General features: G+C 49.6%; 17 protein-coding genes and 1 pseudogene. 5 read left to right on the top strand and 13 right to left on the bottom strand.

Annotation, left to right across the window (positions count from 1 at the left end; translation table 11 throughout):
• Positions 1-128: 128 nt before the first annotated feature.
• Positions 129-737: a hypothetical protein gene (locus BGX16_RS12640; RefSeq protein ID WP_100426372.1), complete on the top strand. Its 609-nt coding sequence runs from the start codon at positions 129-131 to the stop codon at positions 735-737.
• Between the two features lie 73 nt (positions 738-810).
• On the opposite strand, the gene efp is transcribed toward BGX16_RS12640, so the two are convergent.
• Positions 811-1,377 carry an elongation factor P gene (gene efp / locus BGX16_RS12635; RefSeq protein ID WP_100426371.1) on the bottom strand — a complete coding sequence of 189 codons (567 nt, stop codon included), beginning with the start codon at positions 1,375-1,377 and terminating at the stop codon, positions 811-813.
• Between the two features lie 46 nt (positions 1,378-1,423).
• On the opposite strand from efp, the gene BGX16_RS12630 reads away from it, so the two are divergent.
• Positions 1,424-2,395 carry a KamA family radical SAM protein gene (locus BGX16_RS12630; protein WP_100426370.1) on the top strand — a complete coding sequence of 324 codons (972 nt, stop codon included), beginning with the start codon at positions 1,424-1,426 and terminating at the stop codon, positions 2,393-2,395.
• 42 nt (positions 2,396-2,437) lie between these two features.
• Here the strand turns inward: BGX16_RS12630 and BGX16_RS12625 are convergent, their stop codons facing one another.
• The 7 genes and pseudogenes from BGX16_RS12625 to BGX16_RS12595 all read right to left on the bottom strand — a co-directional run bounded on the left by BGX16_RS12625 (position 2,438) and on the right by BGX16_RS12595 (position 9,873).
• Positions 2,438-3,799, bottom strand: a complete 1,362-nt coding sequence (locus BGX16_RS12625; protein WP_100426369.1) for a BamA/TamA family outer membrane protein — start codon at positions 3,797-3,799, stop codon at positions 2,438-2,440.
• Positions 3,800-3,805: 6 nt separating this feature from the next.
• Entirely contained in the window at positions 3,806-6,583 is a 2,778-nt protein-coding gene (locus BGX16_RS12620) for a hypothetical protein (RefSeq protein ID WP_157798048.1), read from the bottom strand.
• 123 nt (positions 6,584-6,706) lie between these two features.
• Positions 6,707-7,177 carry a hypothetical protein gene (locus BGX16_RS12615; RefSeq protein WP_100426367.1) on the bottom strand — a complete coding sequence of 157 codons (471 nt, stop codon included), beginning with the start codon at positions 7,175-7,177 and terminating at the stop codon, positions 6,707-6,709.
• A gap of 9 nt (positions 7,178-7,186) precedes the next feature.
• Positions 7,187-7,606, bottom strand: coding sequence for a roadblock/LC7 domain-containing protein (locus BGX16_RS12610; protein ID WP_100426366.1), 420 nt, complete (start codon positions 7,604-7,606; stop codon positions 7,187-7,189).
• 414 nt (positions 7,607-8,020) lie between these two features.
• A pseudogene (locus BGX16_RS15300) lies at positions 8,021-8,608 on the bottom strand (GTP-binding protein); the annotation flags it as partial.
• A 121-nt stretch (positions 8,609-8,729) separates the two neighbouring features.
• Entirely contained in the window at positions 8,730-8,999 is a 270-nt protein-coding gene (gene rpsT, locus BGX16_RS12600; RefSeq protein ID WP_100426364.1) for a 30S ribosomal protein S20, read from the bottom strand.
• A gap of 100 nt (positions 9,000-9,099) precedes the next feature.
• Positions 9,100-9,873: a 3'(2'),5'-bisphosphate nucleotidase CysQ family protein gene (locus BGX16_RS12595; protein WP_100426363.1), complete on the bottom strand. Its 774-nt coding sequence runs from the start codon at positions 9,871-9,873 to the stop codon at positions 9,100-9,102.
• Between the two features lie 32 nt (positions 9,874-9,905).
• On the opposite strand from BGX16_RS12595, the gene BGX16_RS12590 reads away from it, so the two are divergent.
• On the top strand, positions 9,906-11,006 hold the full coding sequence (locus tag BGX16_RS12590; protein ID WP_100426362.1) for a DegT/DnrJ/EryC1/StrS family aminotransferase: 1,101 nt from the start codon (positions 9,906-9,908) through the stop codon (positions 11,004-11,006).
• Here the strand turns inward: BGX16_RS12590 and BGX16_RS12585 are convergent.
• From BGX16_RS12585 to BGX16_RS12570, 4 genes are read right to left on the bottom strand one after another with little or no spacing between them, the layout of a single operon-like run.
• Positions 10,984-11,865 (bottom strand): DUF4421 family protein, encoded by an 882-nt coding sequence (locus BGX16_RS12585; RefSeq protein WP_100426361.1) that lies wholly within the window; start codon positions 11,863-11,865, stop codon positions 10,984-10,986. The genes BGX16_RS12590 and BGX16_RS12585 overlap by 23 nt on opposite strands.
• Entirely contained in the window at positions 11,862-12,887 is a 1,026-nt protein-coding gene (gene fliB / locus BGX16_RS12580; RefSeq protein WP_100426360.1) for a flagellin lysine-N-methylase, read from the bottom strand. Before fliB ends, BGX16_RS12585 begins: the two co-directional genes overlap by 4 nt.
• A 7-nt stretch (positions 12,888-12,894) precedes the next feature.
• Positions 12,895-13,704, bottom strand: a complete 810-nt coding sequence (locus BGX16_RS12575; RefSeq protein WP_100426359.1) for a hypothetical protein — start codon at positions 13,702-13,704, stop codon at positions 12,895-12,897.
• The gene (locus BGX16_RS12570; protein ID WP_100426358.1) at positions 13,697-14,476 is read right to left on the bottom strand and encodes a YkgJ family cysteine cluster protein; all 780 of its coding nucleotides are present in this window, start codon (positions 14,474-14,476) and stop codon (positions 13,697-13,699) included. Before BGX16_RS12570 ends, BGX16_RS12575 begins: the two co-directional genes overlap by 8 nt.
• A gap of 108 nt (positions 14,477-14,584) precedes the next feature.
• Here BGX16_RS12570 and BGX16_RS12565 point away from each other — a divergent pair, with 108 nt between their 5' ends.
• Both BGX16_RS12565 and BGX16_RS12560 read left to right on the top strand, forming a co-directional pair.
• Positions 14,585-15,805, top strand: a complete 1,221-nt coding sequence (locus tag BGX16_RS12565) for a hypothetical protein (RefSeq protein ID WP_157798047.1) — start codon at positions 14,585-14,587, stop codon at positions 15,803-15,805.
• Positions 15,806-15,816: 11 nt separating this feature from the next.
• Positions 15,817-17,067: an outer membrane protein transport protein gene (locus BGX16_RS12560; protein ID WP_100426356.1), complete on the top strand. Its 1,251-nt coding sequence runs from the start codon at positions 15,817-15,819 to the stop codon at positions 17,065-17,067.
• A 236-nt stretch (positions 17,068-17,303) separates the two neighbouring features.
• On the opposite strand, the gene BGX16_RS12550 is transcribed toward BGX16_RS12560, so the two are convergent.
• Positions 17,304-18,887, bottom strand: a complete 1,584-nt coding sequence (locus BGX16_RS12550; protein ID WP_100426355.1) for an ATP-binding protein — start codon at positions 18,885-18,887, stop codon at positions 17,304-17,306.
• Positions 18,888-19,047 lie beyond the last annotated feature (160 nt).

The following is a 19,047-nucleotide window of genomic DNA, read 5'->3' as shown; positions in this document are numbered from 1 at the left end:
TAGCCCCGTTGTGCAATGCTTTTTTTACGAAAACGACGCGATTTGCAATTTTTTGTGAGCTTCGCCATTCCGTTTTTGTTCGATTTTTTAGTTGGATAGCGGTCCTGTTTTTCTTAGATTAGCGGAATATGACCGTCGCCATCGTTTTTACACTCATCATTGCCCTGATTTTGTTCCGCGCTTTTGTTTTGCACCTGCGTTCGACCGACCTGGATAACGATAAATTCGTCGGACTTCCCCGTGAAGTCAAGCTCGCGATTCTCAAGGAACGCGTTCTGGAAACCCCATCCGAAAAAGCTTTGTGCAACCTGGAAACTTTCCTCAAAAGCGAAGGGATCGAAGTCGACATGGAGGTTTACCGTCCGATGTACGCCGAACAGCTGCGCATTTCCCGCGAAGACAACGCAATCGCCCTTGACGATGAACTTTACGCCCGTGAAGCAGCCTGGATGGACAAAATTGAACCGTTTGAGTTCGCCGAAGCTCTAAAGCTTAAAAAAGAAGGCAAAAAGGAAGAATTCGTCCAGACCTATCTGCAAGGAGTCCTGCGCTACTACTCCGACGAAAAAATCGAAGGCTCCCTCGAAGCGCTCCTCCCCGACTACCCCGATGCCCAGGCGATGCTCGATGAATACAAGGCTCTAGAAGAACTCAGGGATTCGAGCGGTGCCGACGAAGCTTCGATTGAAAAGCTCGCCAAAGCCAAAGACTCTTGGGCCAAAAAGCTCTGCATTTAATTTTTGAACCTGAAACAGAAAAATCCCGAACCGGTGGTTCGGGATTTTTCATTTCAAGTGAATTTGTTAAAAATTACTTGGCGCGTTCGAGATAGGAACCGTCACGGGTATCCACGCGGATCTTCGTGTTGTTTTCAATGAAGAGCGGGATCATCACCTTTGCGCCGGTTTCGAGAGTCGCTTCACGCATCACGTTGCCGCTGGTGTTGCCCTGAACTGCCGGAGGAGCGTCCACGATCATCAAATCGACGAAAGTCGGCGGAATGACTTCGATAGCCTTACCGTTCCACCAAGTCACCTGAACCGTCGCATTGTCGAGAAGCCAAACTTCGGATCCGTTCAATGCTTCCTTCGGAATTTCCATCGTTTCCATGGAAGTGTTGTCCATGAAGAACCAGGTTGCACCGTCATTGTAGAGATAAGTCATTTCGGTGTAGGTCACATCCGCTTCTTCAACAGTGTCACCGCTCTTCCAAGTACGTTCAAGCGTACGGCCGGTGACAAGGTTCTTGATGCGAACGCGGTTGAAGGCCTGGCCTTTACCGGGTTTCACAAACTGGTTTTCGACGATTTCCCAAGGCTGGCCATCGACGATAATTTTTAACTTTTTGCGGAACTCGTTAGTGCTGACTGTACCCATAGATATGTGCCTCTTAAAAAAGATTTTTGCATAAGATAGAAAAAATATGGCTAAATCAACTCCCTTTTTCACTAGTTTGAAGGATCTTTTCGCATTTTTGGAGCTTCCGGAGCCGTCTACTCAGGTCGCCAATTCCCGTTTTTCGTTCTTCGTTTCGCGTCATTTTGCTTCAAAAATGGAAAAAGGCAACCCCAATGACCCCCTTCTGCGAGAGATTTTGCCGACCGAAGAAGAAAATCGAATTGTAGAAGGTTTTTGCGACGATCCTGTAGGAGACGGCAAAAGCGAAAAGGAACCGGGCATCCTTCAAAAGTACAAGGGACGCGTTCTGATAGAGCCGACCTTCACCTGCAGTCTGCACTGCCGATTCTGCTTTAGACGCGCCGAGCCTAAACGGAGCCTTGAAAATTTTACGAACCGCCTAGACGCTTGGCTTTCTAAGACAGTCGACATTCACGAAGTAATCCTTTCGGGCGGCGACCCGATGATGCTCCCGAAGCCGAAGCTCGACGAACTCTTTGACATGATCCTTTCGAAGGAGCAAGTAAAGACCGTTCGCATTCACACGCGGACCCCGGTGACGTATCCGCAGATTTTTGACGCCGAATTCAAAGGCTCCATTTTCCCGACACTGCAGAAAGTCGCCGAAAAGAAGAAACTCGTAGTCGTCGTGCACGTGGATCACCCGAATGAACTGGACGATGCATCGGCAAAGGTTTTCCAGAACCTGCAGAAGCTGAACGCTACGCTCCTCAACCAATCGACGCTCTTAAAAGGCATAAATGATTCCGGCGCTGTGCTGACCGAACTTTCCTTTAAGCTTTTTAGCCAAGGCGTTCTCCCCTACTACCTGCACCAGTTGGACCATGCGACAGGAGTCGCACATTTTGAGATTTCCGATGCGGAAGCGTTAAAGCTTGTCGAAGAAGTAAGACTCGGCGTTCCGGGATATCTTGTCCCAAGACTTGTCCGGGAAATCGCTGGCGAAGGCTCCAAGACGCCAATCGTGCATCCGTAATAGAAGTCTTCGTACCACTACCATTGTCCCATGCAGGGGCATTTAGAACAGCGCCTTCACCCCAAAGTGCAAGAGCCCGTCCAGCGGATCCGTTCCGGAATGCAGGGCGTAATACAGCGAAAAGTTCCAATAGCCGCGGTTCTGCGAAATGCCGATGCCGTAGCTGTAGGTATCTGCCCAGCCGTGTTCCGGCGACTGCGCACGGTAGAGTGCCGGTTCCAAGAAAAGATGGAACGCCGTCATTTCGATGACTCGCCACTGCAGATCGAGCTCTGTGATGCCGTAAGCGCGAGTGCGGAAGAATCCTGGGCGGTAGCCTTTCAGGTTTTCCATGCCGCCGAGCGTAAAAAGATCTTGCCTGTCAAAATTGCGGTCCGTCGGTAAAAGCGTTCCCACAAAGAAGGAGAATTGCAGAACAAAGGTTTCCGTGAGCGGCGTGTAAAAACGTCCATTCGCATGGAGGTCCGTTGTAAAGGCGTGCGAAGAATCCGTGCGGTCCTTGATAACGCGGAAGGTTCCGTTCAAGGACATGCCGTGACGCGGAAGGACGATCCTGTCTTCGTTCTTGAAGCTCGTTTCGAGCGTGTACGTCCAACGGTCGTCACCGATTCCGCCGAGGACGGCAAATTCAAAATAAAAGCCCACACTCCGAGAAAGGCCCGCTTCTAAAAGCGCCGATCGATACGAGGAATCCTCTTCAAACGACCCGCGGACGATGCCGTTCCAGCCCGTTCCAAAGAGCCACGGCTCCTTGTAAGACGCCGCAATGGAGCGTTCCCATTCGCCTGTTTCTCCAGAAACATGGAGGTCGCGGCCCGTGCCTCGCATATTGTACAGAGAAAGGTTCAGGTTTCCAGCCCAGCCGCCGTCTTCACCGCTTGCATAAGAAAGCAAGCCTTCAAAGCTGTTGATCGAAAGATCGCGCATGGAAAAAGCCGGAACAATTCGATTGCGCACCGGGTCCCGATAAAGTTTAGGCTTTGCCGTCGATTCGAAATAGCCCGAATTCACCAATTTGCGTTCTGCACGTTCCAAATCCGAAAGGCGCACTGGCCCGCCCGATGTAAGTCCCGAAAGTCGGGCAAACGTTTGCTTTTGAGTTTTGGAAACTTCCACATTTTCGGCATCGGCCCAGACCCAAGCGCTTCCACGAGAAAGCTTCACCGTCGCATTCCCCAAAGAATCCACCTGATGCGAAACGGAAGCAAATGGGAATCCATTTTCCGAAAGTTCATCGACCATTTCCTGCAACCGGTACTCCAAGTCTTCGCAACTTTCCCCGACCATCGACGCCCAATCCTTTTCGACTTCGGGCGCAAAGCCTTCTAGAGCAAGGCTCTTTACCACGCAGCTTGCAGAAGCCCATGTGACAAAAAAGAGGATTGTCCAAAAGAACTGTTTCATGTGCGCCTAAAAATAGGCTCTGGCCTCCATCGACAGTTTTTGAAAAATTCCATTTTCTGCACTGCCAAAGCGAATAATGTACGAAAGTCCAAGCGAGAGATATTCATTTGCATCGACCGATGCTGTAAGCGCATTGCGGAATGTAACGCCCTTGCCGAAACCCGAAACCATCTGATACGGGAGCGTTTCTTTTTCCGTCGAAACATGCGTAGCGCTAAATTCATTCGATACGCGGACGGAACGTGTATCGTCGTAGCCTAAAGACAAAGAACCTTGGCGCAAAAAGGCTTCCATTTTACCGCTTTCTTCATGGCCTATTCCCTTGCGCAGCCATCCCTTTGGAATTACATACAAATGAAGCGGCAGTTCCCGTTTCCAAGATGCGGTGACTTCATAGATTTTCCAATCCATTTCTTGCACGGTTTCAAGCTCCACAAATTCCAAAGCGGGAATCAATTCCCAGGTTTCTTTGGCGCGACCCGCATAAATGCCGTCGAGCTTATGCCAGGTGCGGTTTTCAAAGTAACCTTGCGACGTATTGCGCTTTTCGATTTCCGCCCCGATCTTGTATTCAATGGATCCGCGGTTCTGCGGTTCGTTCCACAGCACAGAAGCTTCTCCCGTCAAAATACCGCTCGTCAAATCGCAAAGAGTTCCTCGCCAAAACGGCGGAAGGAAAACCGTCTTGCCCGTTGTATCCCGTCCTTCACTGGAGCCGTCGAACGAAAATTCCAAATCCCGCAGAATGCCGTGCGAGATTCCAAGATACCGCGGAACAAAAGTCCAATTCAACGACATTTCGGCAGAACTCGCCCGCACCGCATCCGCAGAATCACTACGTCCCATACCCTCGTAAACGTAATTACCGTTATCAACCCCTTCGACAAAAACCCCGGCGAGACTGTCGTACATCACGTCACCCGTTCCCGCCGCAACCGCTTTGTAAATCGGCACATAAGGCACTTCACGCGTAAGTCCCAAGCGGTAACTAGCCTGACCGACAAAGGGAGAATTTCCAGTGCCCCAGTGCATGGATTCTTCTGAAATCCATGAGTTCGAAGCTCCCGCGGTATCCAAATCCATTCGTTTGTACTGAAGCATATGCGAAAAAGAGACGTATCTGCTGTTGATTTCTGCCGAGTGCTCAAAGCCTGCCATCTTCAAAGAATCTTCAAGGGTTTTCATCGAAGTTCCCGTGCGAGCACGCGTTCCAAACAAAGAGCCTTGCGAACTCCAACCATCACCGACAAATTTCAAACCGCTTTTTGCATCCGCCTTTTCGGAGCGATCCTTTTCCACAAAATCGGAATCTTTGAGCCAAATTCCATAAGAAGCATAACCGAACGGGCGGACAAATCCCGTTTTCGTTTCCGCCTGCATTCTACCCTGGTAACGCTCCACGCCATACTCATTTTCGGAAACAATCCGAATCAAGGAAATTTCACCCGTTACATCGTTTGTATGATGCAGCAAGAAAGCTCTCGCCCGCGATGAATTCCAATTTTCCCCTGGTGAAAGGCTTCGACGGTAGCCCCATTCCGAGCCTAAAAAGAACGATGCCGGCAAGCGGAGTCTAAGCGAAATCTCATCGGATCGGAGAGATCCCGAAATCGTCGAACTGTCCAAATTCCAGTTTTCCCGCAGCGTGTAAGAATCCCAGTTTCGCTCCGTTCCTTGGAAGCTCGGCAGAAGAAAACCTTCTTGCAGATAATCCCCGGCAATGGTCAAGCGCACAGGCGTATAACGTTGATTCCACGTGCTATCGCTCGAAATGAACCAGCGAAAGGCTCGGCCAGAAGGTCCACCCACATGAGAAGAAAGCGTATTCGTGTCCGTTTCGCTGTAACCGATTTCCCCGTCCGCATACAGATGATTCCACAACTGCCCACGCGCCCTCGCTCCAACACGGCGCAGCATCCAAGGGCGCTGAAGTTCTTCCAAAGAATCGGCACGGTCAAATGTCGAACCGTCATCCTGCTTCAACAGTTTTATATCGTTCTCAGTCCACGTGTTGCGGCGCAAACGAGCCGTATCGCTTGAGACTTCAAAACCGACGACATCAAGCCACAGATTTTTGCCACGGTAATTCCCGTCCGCAGCCTTTAAGATTTGCAATCCGCGAGAATTGTACGCATCGAATTCCACTCGGATTTCATCTTGCGAACCCGGAATAAGCGTTCCCTTAAAATCCAAAACGCCACCCGCATAGTTGACCACATAATCTTCATTGCGTGTCAGCAGCACACCGTTCAAGTAAACCGTTTCTGAATTCGGAACAACCGCGACATAGGTTTCCACGGTTCCCGTCGAAAGCAGATAGCCTCTCTGCTGGCCGTCAACCCCGTTGAACGTGGAATTCACGTGTTGGAGCTCGTCAAAACCGTAGGCACCACGCACCTGGGAGTGTGCAATCTTTGCGCCCGCCGCCACGCCTAAAGTTGTGCGTTCGAGTCCCGAAAGCCCAAGCGTATTTTCACGCCAGGTCATATTGCCCAAATGCAAAAAGAGATTTTCCGTTTCTACACGAAAATGCACTTCATCGACTTCTTGTAATGTCGCGGTGCGTTCTTCCCCGGCTTCACGGCCCACATCCGAAAGAAGGGCATCGATAAAAACGCCCGGAGTCGCCTCGCCTTGAACAGAAAGATGCAATTCCTGATTGACTTCTGTACCGCCATCGCCCACAATCACTTGGATTGTCTTGGAACCAGTCGTTCGAAGTTTTAAGGAATCCCGTTCTCCCTCTTCGTTCACAGAGAGAGCCTTCGCCGAATCATTCCTCAAAAAAGGAACGCCTCGAAATACCGGAACGGAATCTAGGGAAAGCTTTGCGTACTCCCCATCCGCCGCCCCTACAAGGCCCGGAATCCACAACACACAAATGAAAAGAAATAACAGTGGCAAGGATTATTCCCTTGCAGGCTCAACCTTGAACTGGCGGCTGGACAAAAGACGACGCCCTTCTACCGCATCGACGCTCCATTCGCCAGGAGCAAGCAAAACAGGGGCGATGGAACTTTCGCAAGTCGTATCCGCCATCACGCAAAAAACCTGCTGGACGGTATCCGCCCCGTTGAACCAGATATGCTTGATCTTGCGTTCCACTGGAACATCCCACAAAAGTTTTGGAACCGCCGAATAATAGTGCAAACGCGTATGGACCTGAAACACAGAATCCACGCCAAACGGAAGACCGCCGACAATATTACGGCAGACCACACTGTAAGGAGCCTTGGAATCTTTATCTGTCTGATGCGCCTTTTTCGCTTCGAGATCATTCACCGAAACAAAAATGCGATGGGCGATAAAACACAAAAAGACGACCAAAAAAAACAAGGTCGTCTTTCGAATGTAGCGAATGGGAGGCAAGCCTTGCACCAGGAACTCCTAGCGGCGGATCTTGCTCGTATTCTGCGTGAACGCGGGCACAGCCTCCACCAATTTCTCTACCAACAGTTTGTTGTAATCCTCAATACGATTCGGAAGCTTGTTGCCAGAAAAAATCTGCACAAGCAACAGCGTGTCTTCGACCGGGGCGATATAAATGGAGCGTTTTTCACCCGTATAGGAAACCGACTTGAATTCCCCTTCGCCGAGCATGGCTCCGATCTGACGGGCACTGCCAAATGAAGCGGTACTCAAAACAGCAAGAGGAGTCGTATCCATTCCAATGGAACCGACTTCCGAAATCACGGAACCGTCGCGATGCACGAGCATGATATAGTCCGCCTTGACATTCGTCAAATAGGCCTGCATCAGGCGGCGAACGCGGTCCGCATCATCCGTATATACAGTAAAATCGCTCATTCAATAGCTCCTCAATTACTTCTTCTTAGGGATGTACGGGCGAAGTTCAATGTCATCATCGGATATGCCCTTGTCACCCGAATCGAGTGCAGACTTTCCGAAAGGACTGGGCTTCGGGGTCGGAGCAACAGGACGTCCAAACGGAGATGCGCTCTTTTGGAACAAGCCTCCGCGATTGGCTGATTCGTTCGCCGCCGCACGAGAAACAAAGTTCGGCATGCGGAACGGGGACGCCGCAGAAGAACCTAACGACGAGCCGAGGTCCGGCATCGAACCGGCCGGGAACGGAGCTGCAGGAGCTTCTACAGGCTTCGGAGCCGGAGCCACTGCAGGAGCCACAGACACACCTTCCTTCCCCACGGTCACGTCATGAACGCCGGTATTATGGGCACTGTCTGCCGCCTTGCGGAGGAATCCCTGCTTCAAGTTGAAGCGCTGGATCACGAGCATCGCAATCGCTTTCAACGTCGTCACAACACCCTTACCATTATGCGCCGTAGCCGGAAAGAACGGAATGGACTTCGGATTCAGCATCTGGTTCATTTCATCAAGAGTGAACACATTTTCCATGTCACGCTTGTTGTACTGCAAAACCAGCGGAATTTCATCGAGATTTACCCCGTAATCTTCCAAGTTCTGACGCAAATTTTGCAAGCTTTCCAAATTTTCCGCTTCGCGAGAACGCTGAGAATCCGCGACGAAAACAATACCATCCACACCACGCAACACAATCTTACGTGTCGAGTTGTAGTAAACCTGACCAGGAACCGTATAAAGTTGGAACTTTGTCTTGAAGCCCTTGATATCGCCTAAATTCAGCGGGAGAAAATCGAAGAACAAAGTGCGGTCACCTTCAGTTTCCAAGGAAACCATATCGGTTCTCTTGTCCTGAGGCATCTTTTGATGGATCACTTGAAGATTTGTCGTCTTGCCGCTCAACCCAGGGCCGTAGTAAACGACCTTACAGCTAATTTCACGAGTAGCGAAGTTAATAGATGACATTCTTCTTCCTTGAAGTTTTCAAATAATCTAACAAAAATATAATCAAAAAAGCGAAAAGCCGCAAAAAAAGCAAAGACCGCAGACAAAATGTCAGCGGTCTCACATTAAAGCAAGCGTTTAATTAGGCTTTAGCGGCCAAGCCGTTAATCACCTGAGCCACCTTAGCCTTGTAGTTTGCAGCGCGGTTAGCGTTGAAACCTGCACGATGCTTTGCAGCAGCCTTATCGAGCATGCTGAAGAGGTTCGGCATTTCCTTGAGGGCAGCGTCCTTATCGCTAGCCGTACGGATGGTCTTAAGACTCGTGCGGATAGCGGAACGGACAGAACGGTTGATTTCGGTCAGCTTCTTGGTCTGACGAATACGCTTTTTGCAAGACTGATGATTTGGCACCTTTATATCTCCGGGTGAAAACCTTAAAATGTTGCGACAATATTAAAAAAAAATGAGCAATTAGTCAAGATGAAGTGCTCAAAAGAGCCGTTTTTGGGGGTCAATACGCTTCAAAAGGGGGACAAACGAAGTCTTTTTGCCCATATCCGACCTCATTTTCCGTCCCAAAACAGTAAACATTCCCCCCTGCGGCTTTCAGTACTCCATGCCCTGCTGCAATATCCCATTCATGCAGGGAAAAGTTTCGGGGATAGTAATTGGCAAAGCCGTCTGCAATCCGCAAAAACTTGAGGCTCGATCCAACCGGGAGCTCGACTCCCGCGATCTTTCGAAGGTGGTCCAAGGTGCAAGAATCGGAATGAGTCACGCTGACGAGCACCCGAGGTTTGCGCCCGGGCATGAACGGGCGGTATCGGTCTTGGACATGCAAAGTGCGCTTGTTCAGCAAACCTGCGTCATCTAAGGGAGCGAAGAAAGCCTCGCCACGGTAGCCGTAATACAGTTCGTTCAAAGCGGGAACGGCGACAATTCCAAGCACGACCTTTCCCTGTTCCACGAGGGCAACGTTCACGGTGAATTCCTTGCGTCCCGAGATAAAGTCGGTTGTACCGTCGAGCGGATCCACCAAGAAAAAAGCCTTTTTCAAGGTTTCCGGATTGGGCTTGTCGAATTCTTCCGAGACGACCGGGATTTCGGGATAGAGCTTTTGCAAAGCGTCCACGAGGATTTTGTTCGCCGCGAGATCGGCCGAGGTGACGGGAGTACGGTCCTTTTTGATCTGGACGTCGTAGCCTTCGCTAAAATAGCGGAGTTCCGCGGCACTCGCCTCACGTACCGCAGGGAAGAGATCTCCATAAGGAATTGGATTTTGCATGCCTAGTAAAATAGATTTTGTAACTTTACGGCATGATTCCGTTTGTGAACTTGAGTGCCCAATACAAAGCCTATAAAGAAGAAATCGATGCCGCCATTTTTTCCGTATTGGAAAGCGGCACTTTGATCGGCGGGCCTGAAGTCCAAAATTTTGAAAATATTCTTTGCAAAAGCACCGGAGTAAGCGAAGCGATTTCTTGCGCAAGCGGAACAAGTGCGCTGACCCTTGCGCTTGCCGCCTTAGGACTTGAACCGGGAGACGAGGTGATCGTTCCGGATTTCACTTTCGTCGCCACGGCGGATGCGGTTGCGCTCCTTGGAGGAATCCCCCGCTTTGCAGATATCGGCCTCGACTTTTTGATTTCACCGAGTTCTGTTGAAGAGCGTATTTCTTCTAAAACAGTCGGAATTATCGCGGTTGATCTTTTTGGACAGTGCGCTAATTACAAGGCATTACAGGCGATTGCCCAAAAGCACGGCCTTTGGATTTTGGAAGATGCGGCGCAAAGCATTGGGGCGACGCAAAATGGGAAAGGCGCCGGAAGCCTTTCGACAATCGCCGCAACCAGTTTTTACCCGACCAAGCCTTTTGGTGCGTACGGGGACGCAGGCGCCATTTTGACTTCGGACAAAGCTCTAGCTGCTCAAGTCCGCATGTATGCTTCTCACGGTCGAAATCCAGAAGACCATTACCAGACGATTGGAACGAACAGCCGTTTAGACGCTCTCCAGGCCGCGATTTTAAATGTAAAGCATGCGCACTTTGCAGAAGAGCTTTTAAGACGTCAAAAGAACGCGGCGACGTACAGCGCCTTGTTCAGCGCGATTCCGGGCTTTGAAATTCCAAAAATTTCGGAAGGCAATACGAGCATTTACGCGCAGTACGCGGTGACTTGTAAAGATCGGGAGGCTGTTCTTCCAAAGCTTTCCAAGGCAAACGTTCCGACGCGCATTTATTACAACAGTCCGCTGTCGGCAGAGCCGTGCTTTGCCCGTTTTGAAAAAACGAAAGAAGACGCCCGTTCAAACACAAACGCCTATCGACTGTCAAAAGAAGTTTTCTGTTTGCCAGTGGACGCTTTTACAGACGTCCAAGCCTTGGCGCAAACAATCAAAAACGTTTTGTTACCATAAAACCGCCCGACGCCTCCATAAAGATATCGTCGATTTCGCCGTCGTTTTCATTTAAGTGCAAAACGGAGACAAAGAACGGGAAGTTTACCGACCACGTATCGCTGTGGTAACCCGCGGCAAATTTCGGGAAAACCTGGTAGAACTGCATCCATTCCTTGCGTGTCATATTCATGCCAAGGGAAACCGACCCGACGATCATCAAATTCATGAAGAAGCCGTTTTTCCAGGCCCAGTTATGCGAATAGCCAATGTCTGGACCTGCATGCAAAAAACCTTGGTAATCTTCGTAAAAGGAAAGGACGGAATCCCGCGAAACAATACCGTTGTAAAAGACGCCAAAGCCCCAAACAAAGCTGCCGTTGTGCTTCCACTGTCTGCGGTCGAGCGAATACACGGATCGCAAAGAATGTTCCTTGTTCCAAAGGTAATTCACGTCCAAGCCGATTTCGATAACGCGTAATTTGTACGGAACGTATTCATCCAGGGAATCGTTATGGTAATAAAACCCGTCATTGATTTTCAAGAAAAGATCCCCAAAAATGCGGTCGCCGAAATAATTGAACTGTAAATTCGTCGCCTGCGTACGCGGTTTGCTTTGATCGGTGCCGAATGAAAACGTGAACAAAGTGCTCCAGGTAAAATCGCCATACCCGCCCCCCAAACCGAGATCGATCGGACAGTTGGTCTGCATTTGTTCATCATCGGTACTGGCACCGCTAAAAGCGGCATAATTGTAACGTGCAAGGAATTGAATGGAAATTTTATCTGGGAATGTCGTAATGACGGAATCAGGCGAGAACTCCGTTTCCGCAAAAGCAAGTCCCACAATCCATAAAAGAATTCCCAAGCATCGAATCATGCGTTTTCATCCAAAAGCCGTAAAAAGGCTCCTGTCGAAAAATAAGAATTCGAAAAGAACGCGTCAGCCAGGGCATCCATGTTTTCGTCAGAATATTCCAGTTGCTTTGAAAGAAGCTTGACCGCGCAAATCTGCAAAGAAGGCTCCTTTTGCACCGAAGAAAGCTCCCCTCCAAAGTTTTGCAGAACGAGAAAGAAGTAAACGGCGAACTTGACTTTTGAAAGCATGTCACCGTCGTAAAGGCTTTTGGCGAAGTAGCGGAAAATCTGATAGGCGACGATTTTTTCGCCCTCGGACTCCGTCCACGGAATAGAACCTTTTCCAAAGCCTCTTTCTTCTAAAGCTTGTGCGATTTGGGATTTGGCAAAGTCCCATTCCGCACCAAGGCTTTCGCCCTGCAGGAGAACGGCAGTCTGATGCTTCCAAATGGTGCGTAAATCTGCGGCAGGGCAAACCTTTTCTTCGGCGGAAAAGCTTGCCGTGAACTGCAGAATGTCAGCGAGTCGTTTTGAGAGAGAACGGTTTCGGTCTGCGAGACGGGTGAAAATTTCTGTGCGAATTTCGAACATGGAATTGCGAGCGTCCAAGGATTCCGCGTCCAAAAATTCTTCGTCCGCTTCGATTTCTTTTTCTATGAAAGAAAGCGGAGCGTTTGCATTCAAAAGCAGACGCACCGCCTCTTCGCAACAAAGTCCAACGCCCTGCTCTACGACATCTCCAAAGACATCGACAAAACGTGGATGTTCCCGGCAAATATCGCAAAGCGCCTTTTCGCCCAGATGGCAATAAATTTCGCACAGATTCTGAGCATTTAAAAACGGGCAGCGTTCGTTTGCCGTCAAAACAAAATGTCCATCGACGATTTTAGAGCGGAGTTCTTCGCCAAAAGTTCCAGAGACCTTGGCATAACGCGCTTGCGAATCCACATCGACATCGACTTCCCAACCAGCACAGCAGGTATCATGGCAAGCGCTTGCAATACAATGAAAATCCGAGTAAAAAGAAGGAACGCGAAGTTTCACCGTCCCCTCACCAAAAGTTTTTGGCCCGGCGCATCATCCGGATATTCTTCGGAAGCACTTCCTTATGCCATTTGATCCACTGTTCATAATAAATGTAGCGTCGTTCCCGCTGACGGAAGTTTTTGCCGTGCACGATACGGCGTCCATTCTCCATGACCGGCGGAATCACAACGTGCAAGCATTCATGGTAAACGACGCCAAAAACCGCATACAACGGACAATTCTCAAAATCGTAACCGCGGCTGATGCTGATGAGATTTACCTCTTCCCCGGTCAAAGGATCCGTGCGCTTCGAATGAAAACTCAAACCGCCGACGCGGTTGCTCCACGTAATGCGAGCCTGTAATTCCCCTTGGAAATAGGTTTCATTGATAGCCGCAAAGACCTTGTTCAAATCATGCACGTTTCCCACGGGGCGGATCGGCGGAAAACGGGTATTCCCGATAACCGGTTTTTGTCCTATGTCGGTGAGAATTTGATCCGTCGCCTTCCAAATGCGAGCAAGCAAGTCGCGCGATTTTTGCTTGTTGGAAGCGGTTTTCCGCTTAAAAGTCACGCGGGCCCATTCCGCAGCGAGTTCGCGCACCGGGTAAAACTCTTCCGTTTTCATGTAACCGGGCAGTTCGAGCTCGTAAAGATTTTCAAAATTCTTTTTGCGGCAGCGAATGCTTTTCTTTAAGCGATCCGCATAGCGAAAAAGAACGGTTCCATCGCCAGAAATCTGCGGTGGCGCTTCTTCGACTTTTTCCGATTCTCCTCCCGAAAAAAAACGTTTAATACCGCCAAAGAGATCCGTTTGGAAAGCGCCTTCACTCATTCCGATTCTCCAACACGCTTTCCATTTTGGCAAAGGAAGGTTCAAACACGTTCAAAGCAAGGATACCTTCATAAAGGCCTTCCGGCAGGGAAAGTTCCGCATAATGCGCCGAAACATCGGCGATCTGCTCTTCTACATCATCCGGCAAATAGACGATGAAGCTATGGTTCCGTTCTGTCAGCAAATGTTCCGGCACGCAGAATTCGCTCGGAGTTTCGCTAAAATACATGCGGCACGTCACCGGACGGGCCGGATAAAAGCCGCAACTACCCGATTGAAATACGAACGGACATGCAAGGCCCTTGTTAAAATAATTCACAAGGGCATAGTCTTCCGGATCTTCTTCGCCAAGCTCTGTTCCTTTTTCGAGCAAAGTGTAATACGTCTTGGTACGAAAAAGGCATTCTTCAAAGTAAGAGAGAAGATTCGGGCTTTTGCGAATGGCCGCGTAAAATTCAATCAATTCAAAGGGTTCTACCGACATCGGAAAATGATGGCAGCAGTTTCCGCAGCCCGCTTTGCACTGGATGCCCGACTTGTGCTGCGGCAAGACTGCGGCCAAGTAACGCATAAAAGCATTCTGGTAAGACTCGCAAAAATGGATGATATTCGGCAATTCTTCGGCAAAATTATCTTCGTTCAAAGCACATTCCCGCCCTATTTTTTGGGCAATGGCGTCCAAACGCTCTTTTTCGCCCGAAAGAACCGAGCGCATCCAAAGGACCGAGCGTTTATAGGCGAGGGTCGGAAAATATTCCAAATTAGCATCCACAAAGCCAAATATATGAACTGAAATTCCTTTTTGTTTTTGGTTTTTTTAAAGATGAAACTATTTTTTGATGTGAATTCAGTCGCTTTTGACGGATTCGGGAGATTCAGGATGAAATTTGCATATTTAGGATTAGGGGCCGCATTACTTTTGTTTGGATGTAATCTTTTTGATCCATCGGACGATGTTTCGGTGGACACGAGCGACGCATCCATGATGACCTATGAAGGTCAAAACTGTTTCCGCAACAGCGAATATGCAAATGCAGCAAACTTTTTTAAGCAGGCAATCCAAAAAGATTCGACCTTGTCCGAAGCCTGGCTTGGGCTTTCCAAGGCAAATCTCTACTTATATGCTGGAAACCCGTACAATCTCATCCACGAGCTGTATGCAGACACCGACATTCCTCTGATGAATCTCGATTCCTCGGAAGTCGCCAAATACTTCAAGGCGGTGAACAGCAGCCTTATTCCGCTGCGTGAACTGATCCGTCGCGACACGCTGACCGAGCAGGATCCTTCCCTCAAGCTTTCCGACCGATCCGTCACCTATTCGAACTTCTCGGCAAGCCATGCGATTCTCGAATTCGCCTACACGATCCTGCGCTTCCGCTACACGAATTCTTCGTTCATCAAGATTTCTATCAACGAGGATCGATCCCTTTCCTTTGACCTACAGTCTCTGTACGACCAAGCCTTGCTGGATCCGGCCGTTTTAGCCCAATTCAACGCAAGCGTGGATTCTCTTAAGGGAGACTTGACCCAGCTGTTTGACGCAGTACTTCCGGCAGCATCCTCCAGTCTGAGCAATTCCGACCTTTTTGAAATCGACGATTCTACCGGGAAAGCCCAAATTTTGGGAGACGATTTGCAGTCGGACGCTGAAACCGTCGAAAAGTCCGTTTCCTTCTACAAGCTTGGAGACGGCATCGATAACGATGGAGATGGTTGCGTAGACGAAGAAATCTTGGACGGCTACGATAATGACGGCGACGGCTACGTGGATGAAGATTTACGACTCGTTCCGCTAGAAGTCACCGATACAGAAACAATCGTCGGCGTAGGCGTTGACAGCTTGGACCACGACATGAACGGTCTCAAGGAAGACAAGGGCGAACGGATTCTTCTTTCCAACAACCGTTTCTACTTTGCCAAGGATTTTGAACAGCTGGATTTGGATGACACTTCCATGGTAAATCTGCGTCACGCCATTTCCTTGGACACGGATTCTACCCATATTCAATATCCGCTCAAAACTCGACAGTTGCGCATCGGCAGATGTTGGAACAATTACACCCAAGAAACCTTCAAAGAATGGTTTAGGAATCGATAGGAGGCTCACCCATGAAAATAATTACACGCCTTCTGATTCTCGCCTGTGCCATATCCGCTTTCGCAGCCCAAGGTCCGCGTCATAAATCTCTGCGCGCTTACGCCATGGGTAATGCTCACGTCGCGATTGTCGACGGTAAAGAAGCCATCTACTACAACTACGCCGGTTTGAACCAAATGGGAAGACTCGGCCATTACGACATCCGTCCAGAAACCGGATTTTACCCGAGCAACGACATCGACATGCGTTTGAACATCGGCGGTGCAGGGCCTTTTTATGATGCCCAAGACATCTATGAAATCTTTAACGACATTCAGGATCTTTATGAATCCGCTAAGGATGACGTTGACCGCAATGGAGGCGCAAGCATCGACCAGGCGTTAGCCGACTCTCTTTCCAAGCATCCCGAGCTCACCAAAAAGATCAACAAGTACGACCACATGCTCTTTAACATGATCGCCAAAGCGGATGCGGAACTCGCGTTCCACAACTTCGGAGCGGCCCTCTGGGTAGACGGCAACATGGCTCCGTATTTTGACGGCGGTCTAATTATTCCATACTTCGGCATGGATACTTTTTACATCGATGCAGTCGCCCAGATGGGCGGTGCCTACGGCATCACAGACAAATTTGCCGTCGGCGCAGGCATTAAACTTGCCAAGCGCCAGATCATCCAATCCTTTAGCGTCGATGCTTCGAACTTCAACTCAATCGGCGACACGCTCAACGACCGCGTGAAAGACGCTACATCGGACTTCTTTGAATTTGAAGACATCGGTGTCGGCATCGACCTCGGCGTTCTTTACCAGGCAACTCGAGAGCTTCGCTTGGGCGCCGCCTGCAATAACATTTTCTTCAATGAACTCGGAGGCGAACGCATCGTGCCGAACTTTACAATGGGCCTTGCTTACAGTCCCCGATTCCTGAACAAGAATTCCGCATTTTCGCGCAAGGTAAATTTTGCCTTCGACTACGAAAACGCCTTTTCGACGACGCGCAATTACAAGACGCTTAGCCATATCAATTTCGGTATGGAAATTGAACAGGTACTTCTTGCGATTCCGGGCGACAACGACAACCTGCGCGCCTTGAAGCTTCGCCTTTCGGGAGGTTTCCACGGAGGCTATCCTTCGGCTGGTATCGCACTTGAAGCGTTGCGCTTTATCGAGGTGCAAATTGCCACCTGGGGTGAAGAACGCGGTTATTACACGGGCCAAGACGAAAGCCGCATCTATATGGCAGAAATCAGTTTAGGTTTTTAAATGTCGCTTTAAGGCGACAATGTACGCCTCTGCATAACGGGAAAGGGCAACGCCTTTTCACGTTACGTAGCCGACAGTCATTTTGTCGTGAACATCGAGGTGCCTCGCGATAATGTTCCGGCCGTTGAGCTTGTGGCTAATGACGCCGGAGCAAATGGTGTTGCCGCCTTTGCCTCCCTTGTTAGCGATGGCGTATTTAAGTTGTTGTAGGGTCATAATGGGGGACAAGGGCGGTTCTACGTTTCCGTGACCTTCCATTCGCCGAGGGTGCGCCTTTCGGCATCGAAACTCACGCCAATCTTGAAGAGCTTTTTCGGATTGCCGTTCGCATCGAGTGACGCGGTATAGGGTATCAGGTAGCCCTTGTTATCAATCTGTTTCAGAGCATCGTCGGCAGAGCCGTTCTTGTCCAGTTTAAACTCGAATAAGTAAACCGAGTTTTTAGTTTCCACAACAGCATCGGAACGACCGGCTGCGCTACGTTCTTCCGTCTTGACGTTGAATTCGGTGAGTAAGCGGAAAATCAGCCAGAATACGAATTTGTAGTGGTTCTCGTCCTGATGCTCGGCATCGTAAGGAATGGAACTGAAGAACGCCCGCATCTGTAGCAGGGCCTCTTCAATGTTGCCCGCATGCAGCGCCTTTACGAGCCTAATCTGGAAGGAGTCGTTTTGCGCAATCGTGGGCAGCGCGTAATACGGCATGAGGCATTTCGAGAACCCGACGGTCACTTCGTCGTTGGGGTATGCCAGCGTGTATATGTTCAGTTCGGGGTCGTAGTCCTTGATGGTAAGGTAGCCACTCTGGTAAAGCACGGGAATCGGGTTCGCATTGCTTTCCGCAGGCACGTTGAACATCTCGACGGTCGCCTCGATGCCGCGTGCGAACGTTTCGGGGTCGATGTTGTAATTCCTAATCTGCTCAATCAGATAGGCCGGCGTACCGGTTTCGAACCAGTAGTTGGTGAGGTCTTTATCCTGTAGCGCCTGCATCACGCTGAACGGATTGTAGATGTCGGGGGATTTTTTCGAGAAATGGTAGCCGTCGTATTTTTTCTTGAGCGCCTCGCACACCTGCTCGAAGTTTTTGTTTATTGCCTGCGCCATCGCCTCGATTTCGGGCTTCATCTGCGTGTGCAGTTCCTCTTCGGAGATGCCGCAGAGGGTCGCATATTCGTCGAGCATCGAGATGATTTTCAGGTTGTTGAGTTCGCTGAAAATGGAGAGTTGGCTGAACTTGGTGATGCCGGTGATGAAAATGAATCGCAGATGCGGGTCGAGGCTCTTGAGCGGGCTGTAGAAGTCGCGCAGAGTCTGGCGCATCGCCTCGAAGGTTTCCTTGTCCACAAGGGTGTCGAGGAGAGGTGCGTCGTATTCGTCCACAAGGAACACGACCTTTTCGCCGAATTTTTGCTCGGCGGCGAGAATGACGTTTTGCAGGCGAACGCTCGGGAGCGTATCGTCGGTCTTCTTCCCATAGATGCTCTCGTATTCCGAAAGCATTGAATTCAGTTGAGTCTGCAATACATTTAAGCTGGTGTACTTGCTCCGGCTGAAATCGAACCGCAGCACCGGGTGTTTTTTCCACTCGGTTTCAAGCTTTTCCATGGCAAGCCCCGTGAAGAGTTCCTTGCGACCGCTGAAGTAGTCATCTAGCGTGCTGATGAGGAGAGACTTTCCGAAACGGCGTGGACGTGCAAGGAAATAGACCTTGCCGTCCTCGGCCAACTTGTGGACTAGCGCGGTTTTATCAACGTAGATTGCGTTCATTTTCCGGATTTCGGAAAACGTCTGTATGCCTATGGGGAACTTTCTTGCCATGTCAACAATATACACAATGCTCCACAATCTTTGCAAATTCCGAAGAGCATTTTAGATGAAAAAGGTTAAAACCATTGGGTCTTACCTTATAAAAAGTTTTATGTCGCTTTTATGAGGAGCTCTCTGTATTTCTAGTTTTTTTCTTATTAAACAAATTTTT

This window comes from Hallerella succinigenes (assembly GCF_002797675.1).
Classification (GTDB): Bacteria; Fibrobacterota; Fibrobacteria; order Fibrobacterales; family Fibrobacteraceae; genus Hallerella; species Hallerella succinigenes.
This window is presented reverse-complemented; position numbering and strand designations above follow the sequence as displayed.

What these genes read in the sequence shown, in the direction of transcription:
- BGX16_RS12560 (WP_100426356.1), top strand. Translation starts at nt 15,817, where the DNA reads ATGAAAATAATTACACGCCTTCTGATTCTCGCCTGTGCCATATCCGCT.
- efp (WP_100426371.1), bottom strand. Translation starts at nt 1,377, where the DNA reads ATGGGTACAGTCAGCACTAACGAGTTCCGCAAAAAGTTAAAAATTATC.
- BGX16_RS12595 (WP_100426363.1), bottom strand. Translation starts at nt 9,873, where the DNA reads ATGCAAAATCCAATTCCTTATGGAGATCTCTTCCCTGCGGTACGTGAG.
- BGX16_RS12625 (WP_100426369.1), bottom strand. Translation starts at nt 3,799, where the DNA reads ATGAAACAGTTCTTTTGGACAATCCTCTTTTTTGTCACATGGGCTTCT.
- BGX16_RS12590 (WP_100426362.1), top strand. Translation starts at nt 9,906, where the DNA reads ATGATTCCGTTTGTGAACTTGAGTGCCCAATACAAAGCCTATAAAGAA.
- BGX16_RS12550 (WP_100426355.1), bottom strand. Translation starts at nt 18,887, where the DNA reads ATGGCAAGAAAGTTCCCCATAGGCATACAGACGTTTTCCGAAATCCGG.
- BGX16_RS12565 (WP_157798047.1), top strand. Translation starts at nt 14,585, where the DNA reads ATGAAATTTGCATATTTAGGATTAGGGGCCGCATTACTTTTGTTTGGA.
- BGX16_RS12630 (WP_100426370.1), top strand. Translation starts at nt 1,424, where the DNA reads ATGGCTAAATCAACTCCCTTTTTCACTAGTTTGAAGGATCTTTTCGCA.
- BGX16_RS12640 (WP_100426372.1), top strand. Translation starts at nt 129, where the DNA reads ATGACCGTCGCCATCGTTTTTACACTCATCATTGCCCTGATTTTGTTC.
- BGX16_RS12610 (WP_100426366.1), bottom strand. Translation starts at nt 7,606, where the DNA reads ATGAGCGATTTTACTGTATATACGGATGATGCGGACCGCGTTCGCCGC.
- BGX16_RS12585 (WP_100426361.1), bottom strand. Translation starts at nt 11,865, where the DNA reads ATGATTCGATGCTTGGGAATTCTTTTATGGATTGTGGGACTTGCTTTT.
- BGX16_RS12575 (WP_100426359.1), bottom strand. Translation starts at nt 13,704, where the DNA reads ATGAGTGAAGGCGCTTTCCAAACGGATCTCTTTGGCGGTATTAAACGT.